The following is a 23,109-nucleotide window of genomic DNA, read 5'->3' as shown; positions in this document are numbered from 1 at the left end:
ATTCTCGACCAGGATAAAACGATGCATAACCACACGCACGAATTGACCCTCGGATTTGCTTTTCTACTGGGAGCGATCCACGCCCTGGAACCTGGCCACGGAAAGACGGCCATGCTGGTATACCTGGCCGGAGAAAAGCGGAGTCTCTGGCACCCGGTCGTCATGGGATTGAGCACCGCGCTATCCCATTCGCTTTCCCTGTTTGCGATTGCCTTTGCGGTTCACTTAACCCACCACGTCGTGTCTGGCGACCACCACCACGAGCATTTCGTGTCCGACTTGCTCCAGTGGATCAGCGCTGGCCTGGTTCTTTGCGTAGGTGCCTGGATGCTGTGGAAGGCAATGTCGGGAAAGAAAACGGCTTGCTGCCATCACCACTCGGATGACTCCTGCTGCGAACATACGAATTTGGTAACCCTCGAAGCTCTGGGAGCGACTGCGCCAAAACAGGATGCGATGGAGCGGCAACGCAAGAGTAGTTTCTCGACAACAGCTCTCCTGGGAATTGCCGTAGGACTATTTCCTTGTCCATCCGCCTTGGTCGCCTACTTTACCGGTCTCTCGACCGGACAGCCCTGGGAAGCTTACATAATCATTGCCCTCTTCGCCGCCGGTATCGCAACGTCACTTACCAGCGTTGGCATTTGTTTGCAGTTATTCGGAGCAAGACTGGCGAAGTTCTCTACGCAAGCGAAACTCCTGCCGTGGGCCCATATTCGTGCCTTATTGATCCTGGGCGTTGGTCTATTTTACCTCATCGCCCTGGTAGGTGATTCCGACCCAACAGCCCATATTCACTGACGTGTACCGAGAAATATGGCGAAGTGGAAGAGCCTAATGTTAGCTGCTCAATGACCAGATGTGCGTGAGTTCAGCTACATATGTCTACACATTTTGCACCTCGAATACGCGCAATTCCCAAAAATTATTGCGAGTGAATAAGGCGATCTGCAACGTTTTGCGAATCGTCGTAAACTAGTTCTGTTGCACGGTGTCAGGCTAAAAGAGCAGGGGGCTAGGCGGCCTCACAAGCCTGTGACGAAAAGCTGATGCCCGAAATTGCTGCGCGATCTAAGGTGCGTATTGTCCGCTCTGTACAAAAACGATGCCAACAGAAAACAGCGGCAATTTCCGAGCGAAATAGCGACGAAACACGATTCCGAATGCCAACGAAAAGAACAATTTCATCCGAATAGATTGAGCCAACGAACCAGAATCACATCAAATCCATGATTGGCGCGCACCTTCATCGCAGGCCAAGATGCAAATAGTCTTTGCAAGATGCACTGAAGCAGCCCACGAATGGTGCTTCAGAATCCCGGCCAGACTCATATCTCTATCAGGGAGTCACTGATTTTGACTCCCATTTATTCCGAACACCGTCAGTCTCACTCCACTTAAACCCTGGTTTAGCGAATAAAGCTCAACTAGGGTTTTTTTGTGCCTTGGCTGAGGCAGGGCTCGAAGTGCGTCGTTTTATCCCATGAACACGCCACGAGTTGCGAGGACGGGGTTTCTAAGTGTGGTTGTCTCCGACTCAGGGAGACATAACTCGGCCGATCTTACCAAGAGTCAACTATGGCTTAACTTGGCGTTTGTCTCACCAATTTTGTTGAGACACTACGGCTGGGTTAATAGGCCGTTGGGCTCGGTTGAGTGAGGCTGACGCGAACTCGTGCTTAATTGGAAATGCTGGATCCGTGTTCTAGGTGGCACCTATATATTTGGGACAGTTCGCGCTTTGCGTTTCCATTTAACGAAAGTCCCGTGATTTAGTTTGAAGCGAGTGTAAGCGCGAACTCAAATCTTCCAGCCGCCGCACGATCACGTGAATTACGGTATCCTTAGCTTCCAGTTTTCCATGGGCGATCCACGCTTGGCTATGCCGCGTTATTTTCCGAAACCGCTCCCAAGTCTTTTGGTGTAAGACCAGGTTCATCGTGCCGGTTTCGTCTTCCAGCGTCACGAAGGTGATCCCCTTGGCTGTGCCTGGGCGTTGACGCAAGAGGACAATGCCAGCGACTTTGACTGAGGACTCATTCGGAATATTGGGTAGTTCCCCAGCGGGCGTGACTCGTAGGCGGTTCAAACGTTTCCTCTGGAAGGCGATCGGATGTGACCTTAGTGAAAGTCCGGTTGTCCGGTAGTCGGCGTAGACTTCTTCCTCCTGGGACATCACCGGCAAGGGGGCGAGTGGTTCGGTCGGATCGTCGACTTGATCGAACAACCATTGTTGTCGCGGTTTTCGGTCAAGAGAAAGAGCATTCCACAGGGCGTCTCGGCGAGATCCCTGTAAACTCGCTAACGCATCCGCATCGGCCAGGATTTCAATTTGTGCCTGGGGAAGCCTGGTTCGCCGAACAAAGTCCGTCATGGAGCTAAATGGGGCTTCCCTTCGCATTTGCGAGATCTTCTCCGCGACTTGCTGCTGGAAACCTCCCACCAGGCGAAGTCCCAGTCGAATCCCTTGGTTCTCGATCGTACAGTCCCACTCGCTACGATTGACATCGATCGGCCAAATCGAGACGCCATGCTTCCGTGCATCGCTGATAAGTTGAGACGGAGCATAGAACCCCATCGGCTGACTGTTGATGATCGCTGCGGCGAACTCGGCCGGATAGTAATGCTTGAGCCAGGCAGAAACGTAAACCAGGAGAGCGAAACTTGCTGCATGACTTTCCGGAAAGCCATACTCTCCAAACCCGCGGATCTGCTGAAAGACTCTCTCGGCAAATTCCCCTTCCAGTCCGTGCTTCTGCATGCCGTCTAACAGCTTGGCACGGAACTGGTCGATGATCCCCGGACGTCGCCAGGCTCCCATGGCCCTTCGAAGCTGATCGGCTTCGCCGGGGGTGAACCCTGCGGCGACGATCGCCAACTGCATGCATTGCTCTTGAAAGAGGGGTACACCAAGCGTCTTCTTCAGTACTTCGCGAATTGCCTCGTTGGGATAGGTCGCCTCTTCTTCGCCAAACCGCCGGCGCAAGTACGGGTGAACCATGTCCCCTTGGATTGGCCCGGGCCGAACGATCGCCACTTCGATGACCAGGTCGTAATAGCATCGTGGTTTCAAACGGGGCAGCATGCTCATCTGGGCACGGCTTTCGATCTGAAAGATGCCAATCGTGTCTGCCTGACAGATCATGCCGTAAACCTTGGGATCTCCTTCGGGGATGCTGGCCAGGGTATGCTTTTGGCCGGTGTTGGCTTCGACCATCTGAAACATTTTGCGAATCGCGGTCAGCATGCCCAGTGCCAGGCAATCGACCTTGAGAATGCCCAGGTCGTCGAGATCGTCCTTGTTCCACTGAACCACGGTACGTCCCGGCATGGTTGCGTTTTCGATAGGAACCAGGTCATGCAGCGGACCTCGAGTGATTACCATGCCGCCTGTGTGTTGCGACAAATGCCGGGGGAATCCGATGAGTTCTCGGACCAGGAAAAGAAACTTCCGGCCTAGATCGGATTTCGCATCCAGCCCCATTTCACCGCATCGCACTGCGAAGTCGGTGGTGGCTCGATAATGATCGGCGTTTTTGGCCAGGCGATCAACCATGTCGAGCGATAGTCCTATCGCCTTGCCCACGTCGCGAATAGCGGAACGAGGGCGATAGGTGATGGTTACCGCGGCGATGCCAGCTCGGTCTCGCCCGTACTTTTCGTAGATGTACTGCAGCACTTCTTCCCTGCGTTCGTGCTCGAAATCGACATCAATATCCGGGGCCTCGTCTCGTTCCCGACTGATGAACCGCTCAAACAAGACATCGATACGCGCCGGATTGACCGAGGTAATTCCCAGACAGTAGCAGACGGCTGAGTTGGCGGCCGATCCCCGTCCCTGGCATAAGATCTCTTTCGAGCGGGCAAATCGCATCAGATCCCACACCGTGAGGAAATAAGGCTCATATTGCAGGTCTTCGATTAGTTGCAGTTCATGCTCCAATAACTGTTGAACCTTCCCAGAAATGCCTTCGGGAAAGCGTTTGGCCGCTCCCTCCCAGGTGAGTTGTCGAAGGTACTGCATGGGTGTCATCCCCGCCGGCGCTAGTTCTTCCGGGTACTCGTAGCGAAGCTCATCCAACCGAAACGTACAGCGATCGGCAATTTCCTGCGTGCGACGAAGGGCCTCGGGGATTGCGGCGAAGATCGCCTGCAGTCGGTCCTTTGGTCGTAGATGTCGATCACCATTGGGTTGTAGGTGTGCTTCTACCTGGGCGACTGAAGAACGCAGCCGGATGGCAGTCAAAACATCATGCAGCGGTTTTCGCTCTGGGATGTGGAACAGCACGTTCCCAGCTGCGACCAAAGGGAGAGTGGACTTGCGAGAACACATTCCCAGCCAATCGAGACGATCTCGGTCGTGCGGGCCGTGGTGTAGTTCTGCCAATAGGTAAGCGGCATCGCCGAAGGTGTCGCGATAGCGATGCAAGTCTTCCAGGGGCAGTTCCTCGGAATGCTTTGGAGGAACGATGCCTGCTAAAACCCCTGGAGTGTGGGCTGCGATATCTTCGACGGTAAGATGACATTCTCCTTTGGGAGCCAGCCGCCGTCCTAGCGTAATCAGCCGGCAGAGATTGGCGTAACCCTCTCGATTGGTAGCCCAGAGAACCACCGGTGGGCCGTCGATCGGTACGATCTCGGAACCGATGATGACCTTGAAGTTGTGGTCTTTCGCGGCAGTGTGAGCCCGCACGACTCCGGCAAGTGTGTTGCGGTCGGTGATGGCCAGGGCGGAATAGCCCAACTCAGCCGCGCGGGCAACTAATTCTTCCGGATGGGAAGCTGCTTCCAGAAAGGAAAAATTGCTCAGGCAATGGAGTTCGGCGTAACGCATCAGAACCATTCCCCATGCCAGAACCAGCGGTCGTCTTGCAAGCGTCGAAACACCCACAGCCGTTTCCCTTTGGTCGTTTCTACGCGGTAATAGTCGCGACGCACGAACGGTCCCAGCCACCAGCCGAATTCGATTCGCTCCGGTCCCCAGCATTGGGCAATCTCCAAGCGATCTGATTTCCAAAATAGCGCAGTGGGTGGTCCATCAGGGATTACCGCAATCACTTCGATGGGACGGGGACAGGGGAACAGGGCCGTTGGGCGGTCCAAGGGGAGCAATGCATCCTGTTCTACGGTTTTGGCGGAGAATACCTCGGTTACAGGGACCAATCGGACCGACAACTCCGGTATGGGATTGGGCTGACCGGCAGGCCGTGTCACAGCTTCATTACCGAGCCGACTGCTAAGCCGATCTAATAGTTGAGAAAAGCGGCATGCCTGATCATGAGATGCTCCCTCAAGCATTTCCCGTTGGGTACGATCCAGGGGAGCGACCTCTAGGGCTTCCAGCCGAATTCCAACCAAGGGGGCGTTCCAGTGCTGTCGTTCCAACTGTAAACGCAGCAGGTTGGCCAGCCGGCGAACGTCGGCCGTAGTACCACAAAGCCGAATATTGATCTCGTGTTCGCTTCGATTATCCATGACAAAATGGCAACGCAGATGCCGCGTGCCCAGCCGCATCGGGGACAGTAAGCTCACCAATCGTTCGAGCAGTGAGAGCCAAAGCTGCTCGATGGTTTCGGGCTGGGTAAGTCCATACTCCAGTCGTCGTGAGGCGATAAACCGTGGTACAGGTCGACAAGAAGTGATGGATTCCGGACGCTCGCCAGCTAACTGATCCATTCGCCGCAGCAGTTCCTCGCCGAATCGGGACCATAGTGAGCAGCGGTCTAATTTCTGCAGTTGACCGATCGTGTAAATCCCCAGCCGGCCCAGCTTAGCCAAGACCGTCTCGGGAAGACGCAAAGCTCCTATTGACAACTTATCTTTAAACGCACGATCCGTGGCAGGGACAATCATCCTCTGGCTTGTTTCCAGGCAATGGGCTACCGCCCATGCCATGCCCACTGTGTTGGCGATCGCTAACCTGGTCTCGAATCCTTGAGAGGAAAGTTCCTGTTGCAATTGTTCCAGCAGTGCGTGTTCACCCGAGAAGAAGTGGGCGATGCCGGTCACATCCATCAACAGACATTCGGGACGATCCGTTTCTTCCAGGCCGATGCAAAAGCTGTAGGGCTCACAGCGTAAAGCCACTTCAACCAGGGCTGTCTTGTCCTGATCGAGACTTGCTTGCCTTATCTTCAGAGAGTCGTGGGTTTTGGCAAAAGTCTCTGCTTCCGAGGCAGGCATGCCAGGTCGCACTCCACGTCGTTTCGCCAGATCATTGCATTGATAAACGAAGTCACCACGTTTTGTAGACTCAGTGAGAACCACCATGGATCGTCTCAGTTCTGGTTGACTCGCAATGAGTCGTTGAACGGACCAGTCAGGAAACCAGCAGCAGAGAACCCTTTGTGGCCGGGTGTGAGAACTCATCGATCGTTCCTCGGTGTCGGTCAATCTGAATGTCCGTCGTCGAACGAAGGGTTCTTCCTTGGCTGTAGGCAACCGAAACTCGGTATCGGGGAGACTCGCTATGTGAAGGTTGAGGCTCAACCACCAGACGCACTTCCGCCCAGGATGGCTGCTGCAAAGCTTGGTGGGGGCGAATAAGAAAACAGACGCTTTCCGAGTCTTCCACTGCCAGTCGCAAGCGTCTCGCCGCAGTTACTGAAAGATGGTCGATCTGTGCCCACACGATTCCTGCTGAGCGGGAACGCAAGGCCTCTTCACAGGCCCAGAGGGCATCCCGCTTGGTAGTTGGCCGCACAAGCACCAAACGCGAAAGATCGATTCCCAAGGCGGCCAATGAGGGGGGATAAAGTTGCTGCCTGGGATCTATCAGGAAAATCGGGCGCATTGGTTGGCAAACCTGTCTGCCTATCAGTAACGACAACGTTCCGGCGCCACTGGCCGTTCCACTTTCGATCCATTCCACCAGGCTGCCTGGACGAACTCCTTGCTGCGGAAACATGGTGTCCAGGGCTAGGCAACCCGTTTTTCTGATGGTTATTTCAGTCGAGACCGTACCCCTCTCCAGACTGCGAATTTGCTGCTGGAGGTCGGCAATCGTTTGTCTGGGGTCGTTAAAATGATGATCAGTACTCATTGCTGCTTCCTCGGCAATGAATATGTACGCATGTACACTTTCTGTCAAGCATCAATCAGCAAATTACAGCAAGCAAGGATAGGCTTCATGTGCGGCCGCTACACGCTTCGTGCCCGGCTTAATCCTCGTCACATTCCAATTTAAGTTCCGTGCGTTGGATGATCGCAAACCGGCAAAGCAAAGTTTCGATATCGCGTATCCCCGCTCGTGCAGCCTGAGCGCTCGTCCGGAACGCGTCGAGTTAATCCAAAAGTACCTCAAGCGATGGAATATCGACCTTGCCGAATCTCCTAAATACGCTCTTGCCTAGGTGGGACGTTGATCCACCGATTTTATCTGCCGAGGAAATGACTCGATGGGATTGTCGCGCTCGTCATGGCAGTTGACTTGGCGACTTAGCATGTGGGGTATGTGAGTCCATATAGCGAGCGGGGGATGTTGTTTTTGTAAGAAGACAGACGAGAGCACCGGAAAGGCACTGCTCCCCAAGCGGTTCAGCACTGGCCAGACAACTTTTGAAGCGAGAGTTGCTAACGGAGAAGAGAACGAGTTTCACCTCGAAGTTGAATCGAAGTAAAAGGACGTACTGCTTGTCCGCCTTTGCGGATCATTGCGCACGGTGCAAGTGCTAAAAGGGCATCCATTCCAGGGTGTCCCTTTTTTGTCGCGAATCCAAATTTTTTGATCGAGCGGCATCCCGTAAAAGTGAACATCCGTCTGCGATTAACCTTGTTTATCAGTGAAACGCGGTTGTTGACGTGTAGCTTGTCATAGATGTTGCGAACATGGTAGTCGATCGTACTAAAGCTGACTTCCAACTCCTCGGCGATTTCTCGTTTTATCTTGCCTTTCACTAGCCCGTGTAGGCAGTCTCGTTCGCGCGGAGTCAGGTCAAGATCGTCCGAAGACGTCTTCCGTTGATGGAAAGATTGGAGGATCTTACTTGCAACTGACGGAGAGATAGAGGCCTCTCCAATCAGCGTACAACGAATTGACTTGACAATTTCATCAATGTCTTCTCCCTTGAGCAGGTATCCATTGGCCCCTGCACATATCGCACTGTAAATCTTTTCCGAGTCGTCAAACACCATCAGGATTCCGCCCAGCCGCGATTTGTGCTGGATGTCGGCGACAACTTGTAGTCCTTCTCAGTTCGCGAAGGGTTGTGTCCAGGGCGCAAAGCCCACGCAACTGCGTAAAGGTTTCGGTTCAATGTAGGGTGGACCGAATGGACTCGGAACTTCTTAGTTCCTTTTCTAACGATAGATAACGCGGAATCGCAAACAGAGAACATTCACGAAAAGGGTTTTGCTTGGGGGAGGGCACCGGACGACCAAAGCTTCTATTGACGTCTGCGCATCCAATCCGATAGGGGCGACCAGCGGAAGTCTCGGAATTCGTGGCAAAATGGCTGGCAGAGGCATTCGATTTAGGGCGCATACATCAATAAATCGGGCCAGCTATGCGCTTCGGTATTGAGTTGGGGTCTTGCCGGTATACTCGCGGAAGGCACGAACAAATCCGCTGGTGCTTTCAAACCCACTACGAACGGCAATGTCGACGATGCTCAAGGACGTCGATGCCAGCAAGTGCTGCGAATGGCGCATCCGTGTCAGTCGAATCTCTTTGGCGATCGAGTGCCCAACGACGGATTCAAAACGGTGTTCCAGCGTTTTGCGACAAAGCCCCGATCTTTCTACAATGTCGGTAACTGTGATGGGGTAGCCACAACGCATGCGAATAAATTCAATGGCTTTCGCAACTTCTGCATCGTCAAAGGCAAGGAATTCGGACGAGCGTCGTTTGACAATTGGTCCGGGCGAAACCAGAAGCGGTTCGGAAGGAACCTGCTTTCCGTGAATCATTTGATCTAACAATTCCGCCGCTAGGAATCCAATGCGTTCAGCGTTCTGAGTAATGCTCGACAACGGTGGCAAGGTCGTATCGCATATCAATCTGCAATCGTTAACGCCCACCACCGACATACCGAACGGGACCGCGATTCCTTCCCGCTTGGCGCATTCAACAACTTCATGCGAAAATTCATCGTGGCACGTCGCCACACCGCACGGTTGCGGCAGGTTGACAAGTTGACGTCGTAGATTCTCTTGGTCGATTTGCCGAAACGGCAGCCCATCTTGAAGGTTCGATTTATTGACGTCAAACGCGATGTCGATCGAAGTCGCATCGAAATCTGATTGGCTGAGCCGTGATAAAAAACCTTCCCGGCGAAGTTGGTTGTGGTACCAAGCAAAATGTCCTGCAAATGCAAAATTACGCAACCCCACTTCAATCAAGTGGTCCGCCAGACGCCAGCCAATTTCAAAATTGTCCGAATGGACAACCGCAACCCCATCGGTTGGTGGCATCAAGAGATTCAAATTCACGGCGGGAACCTGAAGTGACTGCAGAATTGCAATCTGTTGGCGTGATTCGGCGTACGCGACAACTCCATCGGGCCGACAATCCTTCAAGTAGTTCCAGGAAATATACGGAACTGCGGCGTTTTTGATCACCTGAAGACGCGATGTTTCCGCTGCGTATTTCAGAATACCGCGTAGCATACGAGACTGGTTGTCTGAGCAAGGGATGACGGCAAGAGCAATCTGATGTGGCATGCCGCGAATCCTGGGAAGCGGGCCCATAATGCATTGGTTTCTGGGGCATGGCTTTTTCATAACGAAGTCGCTTGCACCTAAGTGATCACCCGATTGTATACGTAATCTGTCAATGACAGGTTCGCTTTCGCGGTCATCATGGTCCGTTGTTCAGAAAAGGCTGTGGCGTGGTGCGCAGCTTGCTTTGAGCAAAATCAAGTGCAAACAGACATTTCAGATGCTGCAAGCCTTGATGCAGCGTTTTCGATTCGGACTTCGACAGACTGCGCTGCGGTGACCGGCAAGTGCCAAAGTCGTGCCCGAGCAATCGAAGCAGTTCTTTCATCGACGTATGAAAAGGATACATGCCTAGCTTGCAAATAAACTCGATCGATTGCAACTGTATTTGTTGCGCCTCGGCTAAGCGGTTGGATTCAAAATCACGGATCATTTCGAGGTAAAGTGGGGCAAGCACATTAAACGTGCTGCCAATCGCGGCTCGGGCACCAGTCGCGATCGCCCCCAGAAGCATGTCGTCACAGCCCCACACCGCGTCGAATTTGCCTCCACCAAGACTTAAGCACCGCTGGAACTCTGCCAGGTTTTTATCAGTGTATTTGATGCCCGCAAAATTCGGAATTTTGCCATCGGCAAATTGTAGAAATGACACGATGTCCACCTGAGATCCGGTTACGGCAGGGATATGATAGTAATAAAACGGCAAGCGAGGAGCCGCCGATGCAATCGCTTGGACGACCTCAAAAAGCGACACGATGTCCACGACTTTAAAATACGAAGGACAAGTTGCCGATACCGCATCAGCACCAATTTCTTCAGCATGTGCGGCCAGGTGTTTTGCTTCGGCAATACAGTTGTGGCCAACTTGCACTATCACCGGAACGCGTTTATTGGCTGCTTGCGCATACGCCTCCGCAACCTGACAACGTTCAAGCGTCGTAAGCGATACACCTTCACCGGTGCTACCACAAACGTACAGACCGCGATTCCCGGCACGGATGAGATGCTCGACCATAGGAGCAACTTTCGAAAGTGCCAGCGTTCCGTCGGCATGGAAGGGGGTGTAGGTTGCGGCGATCAGGCCACTTAATCGACTGGAAACCATGTTTTTTATCAATCCTCTGTTGTCCTATCTTCTGACCCTATCGATAGCTTGTTTCGATAACGTCTAGCAGCGGAATTCTCTGAAACACGAGCTGCGACGTGCTTCCTTCGTAAAGAATACCGATGGTGTCTTTGTCGATCATCGTCATGCATGAGTACCCCGCTCCCCGTCCTTGATCAAGCAACAGCTGATGTGCTTGGGGCCAGCTGTGCCCGCCGTCGCTGGAAGCCTTAATGGTGATGTTCTCACGCGCTCGAGTGCTATTTGGATTAGAAAAAAGCAGCCACCGGTCAGGTGGCTCTACATCCGTCGATTCGTCACCACTTGGTTCGTCAACCGCAATAAGACTAGCCATGCAGGCCCTGGGCTCAATCAGCGCTTTCTGGGAACTGGGGTGTTCTTCCCACGAAGCCCCAAGGTCTTTGGTGGTCATCACCACACGCGAGGCTGCGAGGTTGTAGCGACAATTCAACATGAGTTCGCCAGGCCGATATTCAACCACCTGAGCCTCTGTGGTTTGAAGATGCGCACCTGTGCCAATTTTCCATGTCCTACCCCGATCGAGAGAATAGACAATCGTAGAATGCGGAACACGATTCTTATCCTGAAATTGCGCCGGAAAGACTAACGTCCCGTCCTGTAAACAAATCCCTTTGCCGGGCCCATTAAATACCAGATTCCACTGGGGATCTTTTACTTGGTTGGTGATGTTGATCGGATTAGACCAGGTTTTACCATCGTCATCGGAGCGCACCAAAACAAACTGGCCTGTTTCTTCGGGGCGCAATCCAGGGCCGGAATGTCGCCACGCTCGGTTGCCGTGACTCCAAATAGCAGCCACCCATATGGTTCCGCGGATTGGATCGACAAGAACCGTCGGATCACCAATTCCATCACCATGCCATTTGAGTTCATTCCCCATGTCCATGATAATTCGCATCGGTTCCCAGCTGCGTCCACCATCGACACTGCGCGACATTCCTACATCAATATCTGCCGGCAAATCGCGATTGCTGTCGTAACGAACATCGTATACGGCGATCAATGACCCCGCCTTGGTTGTTGCCAGACCTGGGATACGATATGTGTGGACTCCATCGTCCCCTGCCCGGCGTAGGGCATACCCAAGTCGCAAAGACGCTGTCGGTCCGGTGGACTTAAGCTGATGCGTTTGTCCGTCGATGGTAACTGCAGGGCACTCGATCTGTAACGTTTTCGACATATCGGCTTGATCCGTGATCTTAACCGAGACGAAAAAATGATTAACTCCCTGCTGAAGCTTCGCGCTACCACGAACGTGTATCGTGTTGCTTGTGCTTTGAGGTTGTGCGTCGCCGAAAAGTGACAAATCTTGATGTCGGTTCAAATTGCCAACGTTGGTCCACGACCGTTGCGGCAGAGTGCTGGCAATGACATCCACTTTTTCAATGTCTTCCAAATCAAGCGAGCCACCCAGAGAAAGTTCTACATCTTGTAACGTTCGTGACGCTTGGGAAAGCTCGACATGGATGGTAAGCTCCAATACGACGTTCCAGCGGTTTCTCACCAACACTGGAACGACATGAGGACGCGCAAATGCACGAACATCGTTTGGTGGATCTTGCAGAGGCCGCTCCGCCAAAGCGCGTGTGGCGGAAAGCAAAGTCAATAGACCGCAAAATAGCAAGGTCGTCGCAGTACGTTGTGAGAAAGAAGATGACATTGGGCAGGTAGCTTTCTGTTGGGCATTGTCGCGAGGCAAGGGAAGCATGCTGAGATTAACCTTTCCGACCGGTTGTGATCTCGAAATCAAATTGTTTTGAGTCTTCAGTCACTGTGGCACGCAGTTGCGTCTTGACGTTGTACTGCGGTGGAACAACTACCACGGGAGCCGCTAGAGGCATTTCCATCGCGTCAGAGGCGTCTCCGTTCTCGTCTTCGTCTGTGGTTTCACCCGTCCAGGCAATTCGAACCTGGTGATCTCCTAAAACAGCACCTGGATAGTCTTTCAAATATGCCAGAGCATACTGACCGTTGTGATCCGTCACACCGGTCGACCGTCTTCCTTCGATCGGTTCAAAGCTAACCTGCAAACCTGCAATCGGGGTTCCGTCCACGGTAACTTTCCCCGAAACAGGGACTAGCAATGGGATATCGCTATCGTTTCCACAGCCAACCGTACCGCATACTACTAGCAACGCGATGCCCATTTTTACATGCAATCCCATCTTCAACTCCTGACGAAGAATTGGTCGAAAAGAAGCAAACAACTGAACAACTTGGAACGATTAATATTCACCCACGACATTTCCATCGCTTCGTTGACCCAGATCGGAATAGGTAGCCATCTCGATCGTTTCCGCCAGAAAGCGTACCGACCCGTCACACAGAACAAAATTGGCCCCACCGGGATGACGGCTGGTGAAGACGCGTTCTTCTTGCCAGCCATTGGTCCCTCCATCTTCATTGATGGCGAAGTCGACGACCCCCACGGTTCCGAAGACGGCCCCGGTAGAACAACCTGCGCATTTGTCGTAACGCGGACCCATCCAAACGGCCTTTGCATTGCCGTGCAATTGGCTTTTTTCACCGATAGCCAGCGTATTGCTTGTCCCATCGTTGATGTCGCGAAACTTAATTTTACTGTTGGGGCCAAACACGCCATCCGGTCTGAATTTCGCGTTGTCTGCGTCTGAACGACTGTAGAAAGGATATGGCGTTGCCGCTACAGGCGGCGAATGGGATGTTCCCGCCAAAGCAACATCATATCTTCCCATCACGCCATTGTAGTTGGAGGCGCCCAGTCGGAAGGTACCTGCTACTACGGGATTAGGTGGGTTGTCTGAAGGGCAACGAAATGCGTCCAGTTTGGTAGAGCTTAGCTCCGCCGCGACAGCGCTGTAACTTTGACTCCCCGTTTGGAGTTGCTCAAACAAAGCACTTTGTTCGATATATGGAAGCACTAAGGTGCCCCAGCCAAATGAACCGCTTCCAAATGTGTTTACGTCGCGACCTGAATTCAGGTAAATCCATCCGGGAGGGAACGTATTCAGCGAATCGTGATAATTATGTAACGATAGCCCAAGCTGCTTCAGATTGTTTGTGCAATGGATGCGTCGTGCGGCTTCGCGAGCCTGTTGAACGGCAGGCAACAGCAGAGCGATCAAAATGCCAATAATGGCAATGACAACGAGAAGCTCAACGAGCGTAAAGCCCTTTTTCGTCATGGCGGTTGACCTTTTATGGTGAGTTGGCGATATGAACGGACTAGGAGTCAGAGAGTGAGATGTCAAAGTGGTTCTCTCCGGATTTCACCTCGACTTCGATTTGCTTGTTCGAATTTGCACATGGGGGTAGCTTCGCTCGTCTGCGTGCGCGAGGCACAACGTCCTGAAACTCATCATCTTCTCGGACGAGGTCGGCTAGTTCTTGGCCAGCAAACGTAACGGCAACGCGGTGTTTACCGATAACAGCGCCGTCTTGGTGCTTGTAGGTGGTCAGTTGGAAACTTCCATCCGCCTCCACAGCCCCCGTGGCTGGTTTCCCGATTAACGATTTGCCGGCAATAGGCACGGGCGTAAAAACGATCGTCGCGTTGGATATCGGTTCGCCTTTACAAGTCACCACCCCGGTTACCTTGGCGGTTTGGAAATCTCCGTTGCCGCATCCTCCAGCGATGGCAATAAAGCAGAAGGCAACAAACGCGATGGTGTGCTGAGGTAATATGTTTTGCGGAAACATTCAAAAATTCCCCACGGGTAATCTGTCATCAATCTGTACCAGAGCGGACATGAGTGTGTTCTGATCCAGGTTTTCACTTATAAAGCGCGCCGATCCATCACAAAGTGCAAACTGGGCGCCTCCCGGATGTTGGCTCATGAATACCATGGGGGCCCAGCCGAGCGATCCGCCAGCGGCTTCCGGATCACCGTTGACCGGATGTAGCGGATGTCCTCCTCCAAGAACACTGCCAACTGAGTCGGAGGTCGTTGTGTGGGTGCCCATGACGTTGGTTCGATTGGACGCAGCCCAGACAGCACCGCCGAGAACGTTGCCACTTTGTAAGTTTTTAAGCATCTTCTCCCCAGCCAGTAACGTATTGCTCGTTCCGTCATGGATATCTGCAAATGTGACCTGACTGTTGCGATACAATGGGCCGCCTCGCGTTTCAGCATTGCCAGCTACCTGGGACCAACCAAACCCTGTAACACCTACATAATTCGACAACGCGAGATTGCTGCCATTGAAATCCCAGTGGGGGTTGATGTCGGGATCGGGAGCGCTTGGGCAACGGTATGCGGGCAAGTTGGTTTGCAGCAGCTCAAGATTGTTCTGCACCGCTTGGCTTACGTTCTGTGCGCCGACACTTAATTGGTCTCGCAGCGCGGTTTGTTCGATTTGGTCAAGAATCAAGGCCCCCCAAGCCCAACCAAACCCATCGACACCACCCGAATCATTAGGGTCGTCGACGTATCCTGACGGGAGCGAGCCAAAGGTGTCGTGGTAGTTATGCATTGCCAACCCAATCTGTTTCAAATTGTTGCTGCACTGCATCCGGCGAGCCGATTCTCGCGCTGCTTGAACGGCTGGTAGTAGCAAGCTGATTAAGACTCCGATGATGGCGATCACCACCAGTAATTCGACGAGTGTGAACCCGTAGCGTTTTGCCATGATTTCGATCCTCAAGGTATGTAGAGTTGTGTGAACCTCCAACGAGCCGGATATTAGGCGAGCCATTCATTTCGTGCTATTAAAAAATGGCATTGCAGTGTGCGCAAATTAACGCACCTTGGCGGGTGGCATTGAATTGGTCGTTTCGCAGCCCACTATCCACACAGTCAGGTCGGTGTGCGGTAGCAGCATCCACGGACTTGCAGCCGGCATTGCGTAAAATGGCAATGCGCCTTTCCACAGCACAAAACCACGATCCAGGTTGGATGCGCAGCCGCAACGGATGGCGGCCCAATTATTTCAGAGGGGCGTCACGATGGGGCAAGATATTGAATTTAAGCAGTAGCTGAGACGAACAAGCCCACTCAGTAGCGATTGATTAAGTTCAGGTGAATCTGTTTGCTCAACCCGCTAGTCGCCGGCGGCGATTTTCCAGATAGGGGGGCTGCTCTGTACGCCTGACTTCATCAGCGTTGTTTGCGTGAAAACTCTGTGTTTTCAAGGACCACGCGTCCTGCCATGGGTGCATTGTCACCCCCTCAAGAGTAGACCGAAAGGGACTCGGAATCGTTAAACCCTTTTCCCCGTATCAGATGGCTCAAAATCCCAAACAGAGACCATTCACGAAGAGGGTTCTGCACGGGGAGGCATGTAGGAATTCAAAGGGTCGGTCATAACTAGCTGCTCCCAAGATGTAAGTGGATGCTCCCAGATCTCTTGGGGCAGCGGTTCAGATAGGGGGATAACCCAATCCTCTGTCGATCGTAGCTCGGGAGAGGTTAAATCAACCTCGGGAGAGATCAAGAGTTGAGGACGCCGACCGTTTAGCGAACAAAGCACGAATGCCCTCACTTCGACATCACGAAAGCCATGCGATTGGCAAGTTGCTTCAATGTGGCAGGCAAAGTCTCGTATAAGTTCTGGGTCACGCGACATTCGTGCCAATTGATGGGTTTGCAGGTCATTCTGCAAAGGATAGATGCCACGACGCCCTGTGACCGGATCGAGAATGTGGAAGCGAATCGCGGAGCGTTTACCTCGCAGCATCATGTGCCATGAAAAGTAATGTCCACGTTCGGTCCAATTGACGTTGCCAGGATAAAGCCAATGCCGAAAGGGAAGTGTAACTTGGACGAGGCACCAGGCGACCAGGAGGGTCACGATTGCCGTTCGCCAAGAGGACAGGGTATCGGTGTTGGACCGACTGACAGGAATCGACTCCTCCTCTGGGCGTAATAGCCGGCGGGGCCAATCGGGCTCTAGGAAGATGCTTGTCAGCCCGATCATGATCCAAGGAAATATGCCGATCGGAAACATGATCGAATTCGTTATGTGAAAGAAAACTACGAGACAGAATGCCAGAATGCGCGTTCGCTTCCAGAGAAGGAGCGGGACGATCAAAAGATCGAACAACATTCCTCCCCAAACAATCGTCTGGACAGCCCATTCCTCGTGGGCAAACGGTGCCAAGAGAACGTGAGACTCTTGCTGCGCCAGCATTCCACGCATGGGGAAGCCTTGAATCCAGTCTGGACTGATCTTTGCGACTCCGCCGAAGAAATAGACAACGCCTACCTGAAAACGAATCAACCAAATCGACCACATCGGCACAGAACTAGACGTGGCGATCCGCCCCAATCGGTTGTCGACGCTCCACGCCCGATTGGCAGGTACGCTCGCCATCAACAGACTCATCAAGCAGACAAAATAGTAATGATTTTGGTAGGTTGTTTTATCGACCAGGAATACGTAGATGAATAGGATCGCGAACCCAATCGCTGCGATTCGATAGAACCAGCCCAAAGCAATGAGAAGTGCGGAAGCCCCCATCAAAAGGAAGATGCTCGTCATTGCTGACTCAGACGCCACCTGCACCCAGTGGAAGCCCACATACTTGAAGTGGTAAGTCGGTTCGACGTAAAAGTTCTGGATTTTGCCCAAGGCCAGGTAGGAAATGCACCAGGCAAACATGACGAGACCAAATAAGATTCGCACGACCGCCAGTGACGCCCCATCGACCGATTGAAACAGCGTGTTCGTCAATCGCTTCATACTCATTGGCCTATTAGCTTGACCTCGGAAAGGTGTCGAACGGGACTTTATAAACTTGGCCGCCCTCGGTTCGCTTGACGTCGGGCGGCTAGCCTTCAAGCGACTCGTTAGCCGTCGTATGCCGGACGGCGACTGGCCGTGCGTCGTGACTTGGGCTCTAACTCGATCACGAAGTGATTCGCTTCGCCTGGTTTCACTTCCAGAATCAATTCTTCGGGCAGCTGACAATTGTGTTTCTGGGGAACTGGTACTCCTTGAGCGATCTCGCTGGGATCTGGCATGGTCGGCTCCGTGATACGGATTCGATGTTTGCCAACCACCGCTCCATCTCCTTTGGAATAGGTCGACAGAAGAAAGGTTCCGTCCTGCTTGATTTGTCCCATTGCCGGTTTGCCTGGCATCGTTTGAGAGTCTTCGGAGATCGGCGAGAACTGGATCCAGCCTGCTGTGATCGGCGTTCCATTGCAAACACATACGCCCTGCACGTCGGCGACTTCAAATTCTTTCGTGCTACATCCCGAGGCAAAGATCGCCAAGGCAAGAGGCACCAGGTACCAAGTTTTCATCAGGTAGATTCCTTATGTCATTCTTGTTCGGTTGAGTGTGATTGGCATTGAGCAGCGGTAGGCCTAGTAGGCCCCGAGGACTTGACCGTCGTTGCGGTTGCCCAGATTGGTATAGGTTTCGTATTCCATGTTCTCACTCAGAAAGTGAACCGATCCATCCGCGAATACAAACTGGGCTCCGCTGGTGTGGTAGCTCATCGCACAATCATCGTCGATCGCTTCCCAGAAGCGGCTGGTCGACGTCGCCCCACCGTTGATTGGGTCAGTCGTCTTCATGATGACCTGTTCGTCCGATCGCCCCGAAGCAGCCCATACCGGCCAATCACTCCTGCCATTTCGGCCTGGATAGGATGATTCGCCGATGGCCAGTGTATTGCTCGTTCCATCGGTGATGTCTCGGAACCGAACATTGGGGGCCGAACCACCGCCGCCATTTCCCCATACCACGGCATCGCCGTGACGCATAAAGATTCCGTCGAGGTAGTATCCGGACGATCCCTTATAGTCGGAAACGGCATACCCCACGATCTGTTCGTCGACCATCTCTTGGGAACCATCGACATTGATAGAGGCTGGTACGTGATCAGGTAGAACCGACGAGGGACAACGGAAAACGGATAGAACCGTCTCGGCACCAGCAATCGGCGCGCTTGTCGAGTCGTAGGTGCTGGCCACAATACCGTACTGACCTTGCGGATTGAGGAGTTCGTATAAGCCTGGCTGCTCAATGAAGGGCAAAAGGGCAACCGACCAACTCCATCCGTCATTGGCATTGGAAGCATAGGGATCCGGGTTGGTGAATGTCCCCAGCGGCAAACTGCCAAAGGTGTCGTGGTAATTATGCAGTCCCAGCCCAAGTTGCTTTAAGTTGTTTTTGCATTGCATACGGCGGGCAGCTTCACGAGCCTGCTGTACCGCGGGCAAAAGTAACGCGATGAGAATCCCGATGATGGCAATAACAACCAGAAGTTCGACGAGCGTGAAACCGGACGAATGTTTTTGTGAAATGGACATGGTTTATTTCTCTATGAATATTTGAATGTGATGTTCTAAGCGAACGGAAGGATGTTCTAGTCGTGTCGACCTTGGGAACGGAGATATTCCAAGAGTTCCCGGGGTTGGTCGGTGCACAGCATTGTGGCGCCGCGATCGAGTAGCCAACCCCAGTTTCCTGCCGGATCCTTCAGGGCTCGCTCGTCGGTATGTCCGGCACAAAGTTCGTCCCACAAGGGACTTGCCCAAACGCGGATGCCAGATTGGCGGATCGTATCGAATTGGGTCAGGACTGACGAATCATCCTTGGCAAAGCTTGTTACAAAAGCGAGTGGCTTCTTCTGTTCGGTGAAGGATGCGATGTAATGACTCGCGTTAGTAGTCGAGTCACCCAGCTTGGGTAGGTAATGAAACTCCTCGAACACGTCACCACAGTGGGACTTCAGTTCGTCCACGGTGCGGTTGCCGTAGAAGAAGACATGATCCTCCATCCCGTATTGTTTAACGATTTTATAGACCTCGGGGATGTCGTATTCGGACTTGTCGAGGTACAGCAAGATCTTGCCTCGCGCCAACTGCAAGCCTTCTTCCAGTGTGGCAATCCGGTGATCGGTGAGCCGACCCTCTTCGTCTTTGAATCGTAACGACTGAATTTGCTGGAGTGAGTGATGGCTGACCTTTCCGGTACCGTTGGTCGAGCGTTCAAGTGTTTTGTCGTGAAGCAAGACGTAGCGTCCATCCATCGTGGGACGCACGTCGATTTCGACCATGTCGACGCCCAACTCGATACAGCTTTGAATAGCGGCAAGCGAGTTTTCCGGGGCTGCGTGCCAGTGCCCTCGATGTGCGACCACGAAAACCTTATCGTTGGTCACGTTCTTCAATTCAGAAAGTAGCTGCGCTGCGCGCGAGTCGCTCGCGATCGGTGGCATGTCGGCAACTTGCCTGGACAGGGCGGCCATTCTTTCCGGTGGACTTGCCTGCGTTTCTGCTGGCGATAGTGGCAACTCACCACATCCGCAAACAGTCGCCAAGGCAAGCGTCAAGAACACAAGAACTCGCATGGGTACTCCTCGTTAACCGGGATAGTTTTAGTCTCACATGTATCCAGCGCGAGTCGAGATTCCTTTCATGAAGGTTAGATGAATTCAAAGACATTGGTCACGCTTGACGCGCGGTCGAACTGCAAGCAGGTGGCTATTTCCTGCGAAGTGTGGACGAAAAAAGCCCCGGCCATCCTATGGATGACGCGGGGCTGCTGATTTCAAAGACAATGGAGCCGAAGCTATTGCGACCGAAAGTCTGCGAGGGAGCGAATCTGCTCGGCATCAAGCGCTCGATTCCAAATCATGACATCGTCGAGGTCCCCGTTGAGGGAGCGGTCATCGGTTTCCGGTTCGGCGCCTGGTGCCCAAGCCCCTAAAGTACATTCACCTAAGGAGACCTTACCTATGACGGATTGGACCCGCTGCTGGCCAACCTCGACGCCATCAAGATAATGCGTAACTTTGCGTTGATCGAGATCGATGACACTTGCCAAGTGATACCAACGATCGTTCTCAAGGCGTCCGGTGGGGGCACGAAAGATTTCGTGTTGGCCTCTTTTTCCGGTCGAGATGGTCAAGCGGAAGTCGTGTCCTTTGCGCTGCCAGTGGACTTCGCCGCGATCTTGAAAGGAATCGGACATGAGGATTCCCCGATGTTCACGATCTGGTCCCTGCTCCTTGCTAAAGCGTACCCAGGCCGCCAAGGTCAGCTGACGATGGTTTCCAGGGACATTCATGTGCAAGGCATCGTGAGAATTCGTCACCGACAATTCATGCAGGCCTGAGTCGCTAGCGTGGAATGCAATGGCGGTCTGAAGGACAACAGGGTTGCGACCGCCCATTGCCAGATTAACTGGAGTGGTTTGCCCCTGCAGTCGAGACATGGGCAACCAAAGCAAAAGATTAGAATCATTCGCCAAGTTGGCCTCACCACCGGCACGCTTGAGTAGGGATGGCATCTCCCAGTCACGTTGACGATAGAAAGTGCTTGGAGAAACGTTGGCGGAAACGACGCCCTGAGCCTTGGAAATTCGAGCCGCGTCTCCGACCTTCAGCGTGACCCTATTGTTCGCATTTTGTGCAACGACCGTTCCTTGAAACACGTAGACATGCGCATCTCCAAACTTGTCGACTTCGACACCAAATTCCGTTCCCAGATCAACGATGTCTCCATGAGGAACCTTCACGCGAAAGCCGCGACTGTCCCGGGAAGGGCAAGTCACTGCGATCTGGCCTCGATGCAATCTGACGGAAGAAATTGAATTGATTTGGAATTGTGTTGGGGCACGTATGACACCTAACGCTCCTCCATGGAATCTGATTAGCAATTCACCATTGGTCAATGAGTAAGTTCCACCGGATAGAATTCCCGAATGATGTGGAGACATGGAACTAGATTCGAATACGGCATCGCGCTGCTCAAGGACCCTGGCGACACCGACAATCTCTTGCTCGAATGGCGGGACAAGTGTCCATGCGGTAATTCCAATGCCGACAAGCAGCGACAACGCGATTGAGAACCACAACGTGCGTCTTTGCGGAAGGTAAGCGCTTTCGGAGTGGTCGCTATTTGCGAGATCGCAAGTGTCGTTTGCAGGCGATGCTGATTCATCCGCTTCTATTTCCGAGCGTAAGACTTCTTCTCCCGAAAGATGATCGCGGATGGCCTGGTGCAGGTAAACGGCTCTCGTGAATTCACGAACGTTCTCTGGCGTTTGTTTTAGCCATTGCTTCAGCTGTCGCGAATCGTAGTCGGTTGAAAGGCCGAATAAGTACTTCGACATGAGCTCTTCTGGGTCGGTCATGACACTCCAATCCTTTTCAATTGCTTTCCGACGCACAGCCGGAGGGCATTTCTCGCACGATGCAGCGCAACGAAGACAGAATTCTCGGTCGACATAAGCTGGCTCGCGATTTCGCGGGGGGACATGCCTTTACCGTAATGCATTTCATGAACCTGGCGGACTCGGCCACTCGTCTTGCTCAGGCAAGCTTTCAGCGCTGCCCGAATCTCACCGATCTGTTCGTTTTCCTGTTGGACGGCTTCGGCAACGAGGTCCAGGATCTCGTTGTCAAAAACATGCCGGTCTCTTCCTCTTTTCTGGCGATAGCGAAGGGCCTCGATACGAGCCAGGCCAATTGCCCACGCAACGAAAGGTCGCTTCGAATCGTACTCAGGGAACTTTTCCGTCGCGGTCACGGCGGTTTGCTGTAGGATCTCTTCCGAGTCATGGAAGTCAGGTTCCAACGAAGAAATAAATGCCGCCACCGCCGGTTGGGCTCTCACCCACAGGGCCGCTAAGACGGGAGTTGGATGGGTTTCAGTCATGGATCCGTTCATCTCGCAAGAACTGAAAAATGAGCTGTCCAACAAGTAAACGTGAGGAACAGACCTACCACGCGAATCGCGCATTTTCTATGGGCATCCATAGCTACCGCCGCAGTTCTTACATCAATTCCTGACAATTTCAGGAATTCGATCGAGTTTGATACGTCTTAATGCGACCTTAACCATTTCACGGTGAGCGTCTCCCAAGAAAAGAAGGTGAGTGCCATGATTTACCTGTCTGGGAATGGCTGAGATCTTAACCAAGAGTTAAAAACCGAACAGAAAGTCTCCCAGCAGGGCGTGCCATGCGTACGATTTATGATCTCCCAATGCCGAACGGTCGTTGCGTGAACAATCCAGGATTGATACTCGCCAGGCTATTGGTTGATCAGACGCCTCAGGACTTGCGTCACCCGCGACCTATTATCTGGCCAGGCTAGTTTGGCCAGATGAAGATCTCGGGTTTTCTTACTTATGCTGATACAGAAAAGGGTAGCGGTTCGATGTTTTCGGTAACGTCTTTCTGTCCTGGACGACCGCTTGGGTACATCGGCGCTAAATCGCCAGCGCTAAGTATCCATTCGGGAGCCGCGGTTGGCTGCTCAAACTTTGCCGCATTTTAATTAGAAACGACACGGACGTTGCACTGCCTGCCAGCGAATCATTTGAGTTTACAAAAGTGCGTCATTCGTTTGTGATCCCGGATCCCGT

At 52.9% G+C, this 23,109-nt stretch carries 18 protein-coding genes; 1 reads left to right on the top strand and 17 read right to left on the bottom strand.

The window, feature by feature from the left end:
• Positions 1–21: 21 nt before the first annotated feature.
• Positions 22–801 (top strand): HoxN/HupN/NixA family nickel/cobalt transporter, encoded by a 780-nt coding sequence (locus tag Pan97_RS14165; RefSeq protein ID WP_144973574.1) that lies wholly within the window; start codon positions 22–24, stop codon positions 799–801.
• Positions 802–1,753: 952 nt separating this feature from the next.
• Here the strand turns inward: Pan97_RS14165 and Pan97_RS14160 are convergent.
• The 17 genes from Pan97_RS14160 to Pan97_RS14085 all read right to left on the bottom strand — a co-directional run bounded on the left by Pan97_RS14160 (position 1,754) and on the right by Pan97_RS14085 (position 22,398).
• A complete protein-coding gene (locus Pan97_RS14160; protein ID WP_144973572.1) occupies positions 1,754–4,834 on the bottom strand; it encodes an error-prone DNA polymerase in 3,081 nt (1,026 codons plus the stop codon).
• Positions 4,834–6,369: a Y-family DNA polymerase gene (locus tag Pan97_RS14155; RefSeq protein ID WP_144973570.1), complete on the bottom strand. Its 1,536-nt coding sequence runs from the start codon at positions 6,367–6,369 to the stop codon at positions 4,834–4,836. Before Pan97_RS14155 ends, Pan97_RS14160 begins: the two co-directional genes overlap by 1 nt.
• Positions 6,320–7,042 (bottom strand): ImuA family protein, encoded by a 723-nt coding sequence (locus Pan97_RS14150; RefSeq protein WP_144973568.1) that lies wholly within the window; start codon positions 7,040–7,042, stop codon positions 6,320–6,322. Before Pan97_RS14150 ends, Pan97_RS14155 begins: the two co-directional genes overlap by 50 nt.
• 530 nt (positions 7,043–7,572) lie before the next feature.
• Positions 7,573–8,133: a LuxR C-terminal-related transcriptional regulator gene (locus tag Pan97_RS27090; RefSeq protein WP_144973566.1), complete on the bottom strand. Its 561-nt coding sequence runs from the start codon at positions 8,131–8,133 to the stop codon at positions 7,573–7,575.
• 369 nt (positions 8,134–8,502) lie between these two features.
• On the bottom strand, positions 8,503–9,660 hold the full coding sequence (locus Pan97_RS14140) for an AraC family transcriptional regulator (protein ID WP_165698760.1): 1,158 nt from the start codon (positions 9,658–9,660) through the stop codon (positions 8,503–8,505).
• 136 nt (positions 9,661–9,796) lie between these two features.
• Positions 9,797–10,762 (bottom strand): dihydrodipicolinate synthase family protein, encoded by a 966-nt coding sequence (locus Pan97_RS14135; protein ID WP_144973562.1) that lies wholly within the window; start codon positions 10,760–10,762, stop codon positions 9,797–9,799.
• Positions 10,763–10,799: 37 nt separating this feature from the next.
• On the bottom strand, positions 10,800–12,512 hold the full coding sequence (locus Pan97_RS14130) for a sialidase family protein (protein ID WP_144973560.1): 1,713 nt from the start codon (positions 12,510–12,512) through the stop codon (positions 10,800–10,802).
• A 7-nt stretch (positions 12,513–12,519) separates the two neighbouring features.
• Entirely contained in the window at positions 12,520–12,969 is a 450-nt protein-coding gene (locus tag Pan97_RS14125; RefSeq protein ID WP_144973558.1) for a hypothetical protein, read from the bottom strand.
• A gap of 60 nt (positions 12,970–13,029) precedes the next feature.
• Complete coding sequence (locus Pan97_RS14120; protein WP_144978424.1) at positions 13,030–13,968, bottom strand: DUF1559 domain-containing protein; 939 nt, start codon at positions 13,966–13,968, stop codon at positions 13,030–13,032.
• A 40-nt stretch (positions 13,969–14,008) separates the two neighbouring features.
• Positions 14,009–14,482: a hypothetical protein gene (locus Pan97_RS14115; protein ID WP_144973556.1), complete on the bottom strand. Its 474-nt coding sequence runs from the start codon at positions 14,480–14,482 to the stop codon at positions 14,009–14,011.
• Positions 14,483–15,412, bottom strand: coding sequence for a DUF1559 domain-containing protein (locus Pan97_RS14110; RefSeq protein ID WP_144973554.1), 930 nt, complete (start codon positions 15,410–15,412; stop codon positions 14,483–14,485).
• A 621-nt stretch (positions 15,413–16,033) separates the two neighbouring features.
• Positions 16,034–17,464 carry an HTTM domain-containing protein gene (locus Pan97_RS14105; RefSeq protein WP_165698758.1) on the bottom strand — a complete coding sequence of 477 codons (1,431 nt, stop codon included), beginning with the start codon at positions 17,462–17,464 and terminating at the stop codon, positions 16,034–16,036.
• A gap of 107 nt (positions 17,465–17,571) precedes the next feature.
• Positions 17,572–18,030, bottom strand: coding sequence for a hypothetical protein (locus tag Pan97_RS26295; RefSeq protein ID WP_165698757.1), 459 nt, complete (start codon positions 18,028–18,030; stop codon positions 17,572–17,574).
• 63 nt (positions 18,031–18,093) lie between these two features.
• A complete protein-coding gene (locus Pan97_RS14100) occupies positions 18,094–19,044 on the bottom strand; it encodes a DUF1559 domain-containing protein (protein WP_144978422.1) in 951 nt (316 codons plus the stop codon).
• A gap of 56 nt (positions 19,045–19,100) precedes the next feature.
• Entirely contained in the window at positions 19,101–20,087 is a 987-nt protein-coding gene (locus Pan97_RS14095; protein ID WP_144973550.1) for a glycerophosphodiester phosphodiesterase family protein, read from the bottom strand.
• 221 nt (positions 20,088–20,308) lie between these two features.
• Entirely contained in the window at positions 20,309–21,874 is a 1,566-nt protein-coding gene (locus Pan97_RS14090) for a LamG-like jellyroll fold domain-containing protein (protein WP_144973548.1), read from the bottom strand.
• On the bottom strand, positions 21,871–22,398 hold the full coding sequence (locus Pan97_RS14085; protein ID WP_165698756.1) for a sigma-70 family RNA polymerase sigma factor: 528 nt from the start codon (positions 22,396–22,398) through the stop codon (positions 21,871–21,873). The genes Pan97_RS14090 and Pan97_RS14085 overlap by 4 nt, the downstream gene beginning before the upstream one ends.
• Positions 22,399–23,109: the final 711 nt, after the last annotated feature.

The organism is Bremerella volcania, from assembly GCF_007748115.1.
Lineage (GTDB): Bacteria > Planctomycetota > Planctomycetia > Pirellulales > Pirellulaceae > Bremerella > Bremerella volcania.
Note: the sequence above shows the minus strand (reverse complement) of the source record. Positions and strands in the feature narration are given on the sequence as shown.

What these genes read in the sequence shown, in the direction of transcription:
- Pan97_RS14110 (WP_144973554.1), bottom strand. Translation starts at nt 15,412, where the DNA reads ATGGCAAAACGCTACGGGTTCACACTCGTCGAATTACTGGTGGTGATC.
- Pan97_RS14085 (WP_165698756.1), bottom strand. Translation starts at nt 22,398, where the DNA reads ATGACTGAAACCCATCCAACTCCCGTCTTAGCGGCCCTGTGGGTGAGA.
- Pan97_RS14125 (WP_144973558.1), bottom strand. Translation starts at nt 12,969, where the DNA reads ATGGGATTGCATGTAAAAATGGGCATCGCGTTGCTAGTAGTATGCGGT.
- Pan97_RS14095 (WP_144973550.1), bottom strand. Translation starts at nt 20,087, where the DNA reads ATGCGAGTTCTTGTGTTCTTGACGCTTGCCTTGGCGACTGTTTGCGGA.
- Pan97_RS14105 (WP_165698758.1), bottom strand. Translation starts at nt 17,464, where the DNA reads ATGAAGCGATTGACGAACACGCTGTTTCAATCGGTCGATGGGGCGTCA.
- Pan97_RS14150 (WP_144973568.1), bottom strand. Translation starts at nt 7,042, where the DNA reads ATGAGTACTGATCATCATTTTAACGACCCCAGACAAACGATTGCCGAC.
- Pan97_RS27090 (WP_144973566.1), bottom strand. Translation starts at nt 8,133, where the DNA reads ATGGTGTTTGACGACTCGGAAAAGATTTACAGTGCGATATGTGCAGGG.
- Pan97_RS14100 (WP_144978422.1), bottom strand. Translation starts at nt 19,044, where the DNA reads ATGTCCATTTCACAAAAACATTCGTCCGGTTTCACGCTCGTCGAACTT.
- Pan97_RS14130 (WP_144973560.1), bottom strand. Translation starts at nt 12,512, where the DNA reads ATGCTTCCCTTGCCTCGCGACAATGCCCAACAGAAAGCTACCTGCCCA.
- Pan97_RS14135 (WP_144973562.1), bottom strand. Translation starts at nt 10,762, where the DNA reads ATGGTTTCCAGTCGATTAAGTGGCCTGATCGCCGCAACCTACACCCCC.
- Pan97_RS14160 (WP_144973572.1), bottom strand. Translation starts at nt 4,834, where the DNA reads ATGCGTTACGCCGAACTCCATTGCCTGAGCAATTTTTCCTTTCTGGAA.
- Pan97_RS14165 (WP_144973574.1), top strand. Translation starts at nt 22, where the DNA reads ATGCATAACCACACGCACGAATTGACCCTCGGATTTGCTTTTCTACTG.
- Pan97_RS26295 (WP_165698757.1), bottom strand. Translation starts at nt 18,030, where the DNA reads ATGAAAACTTGGTACCTGGTGCCTCTTGCCTTGGCGATCTTTGCCTCG.
- Pan97_RS14120 (WP_144978424.1), bottom strand. Translation starts at nt 13,968, where the DNA reads ATGACGAAAAAGGGCTTTACGCTCGTTGAGCTTCTCGTTGTCATTGCC.
- Pan97_RS14090 (WP_144973548.1), bottom strand. Translation starts at nt 21,874, where the DNA reads ATGACCGACCCAGAAGAGCTCATGTCGAAGTACTTATTCGGCCTTTCA.
- Pan97_RS14155 (WP_144973570.1), bottom strand. Translation starts at nt 6,369, where the DNA reads ATGAGTTCTCACACCCGGCCACAAAGGGTTCTCTGCTGCTGGTTTCCT.
- Pan97_RS14115 (WP_144973556.1), bottom strand. Translation starts at nt 14,482, where the DNA reads ATGTTTCCGCAAAACATATTACCTCAGCACACCATCGCGTTTGTTGCC.
- Pan97_RS14140 (WP_165698760.1), bottom strand. Translation starts at nt 9,660, where the DNA reads ATGCCACATCAGATTGCTCTTGCCGTCATCCCTTGCTCAGACAACCAG.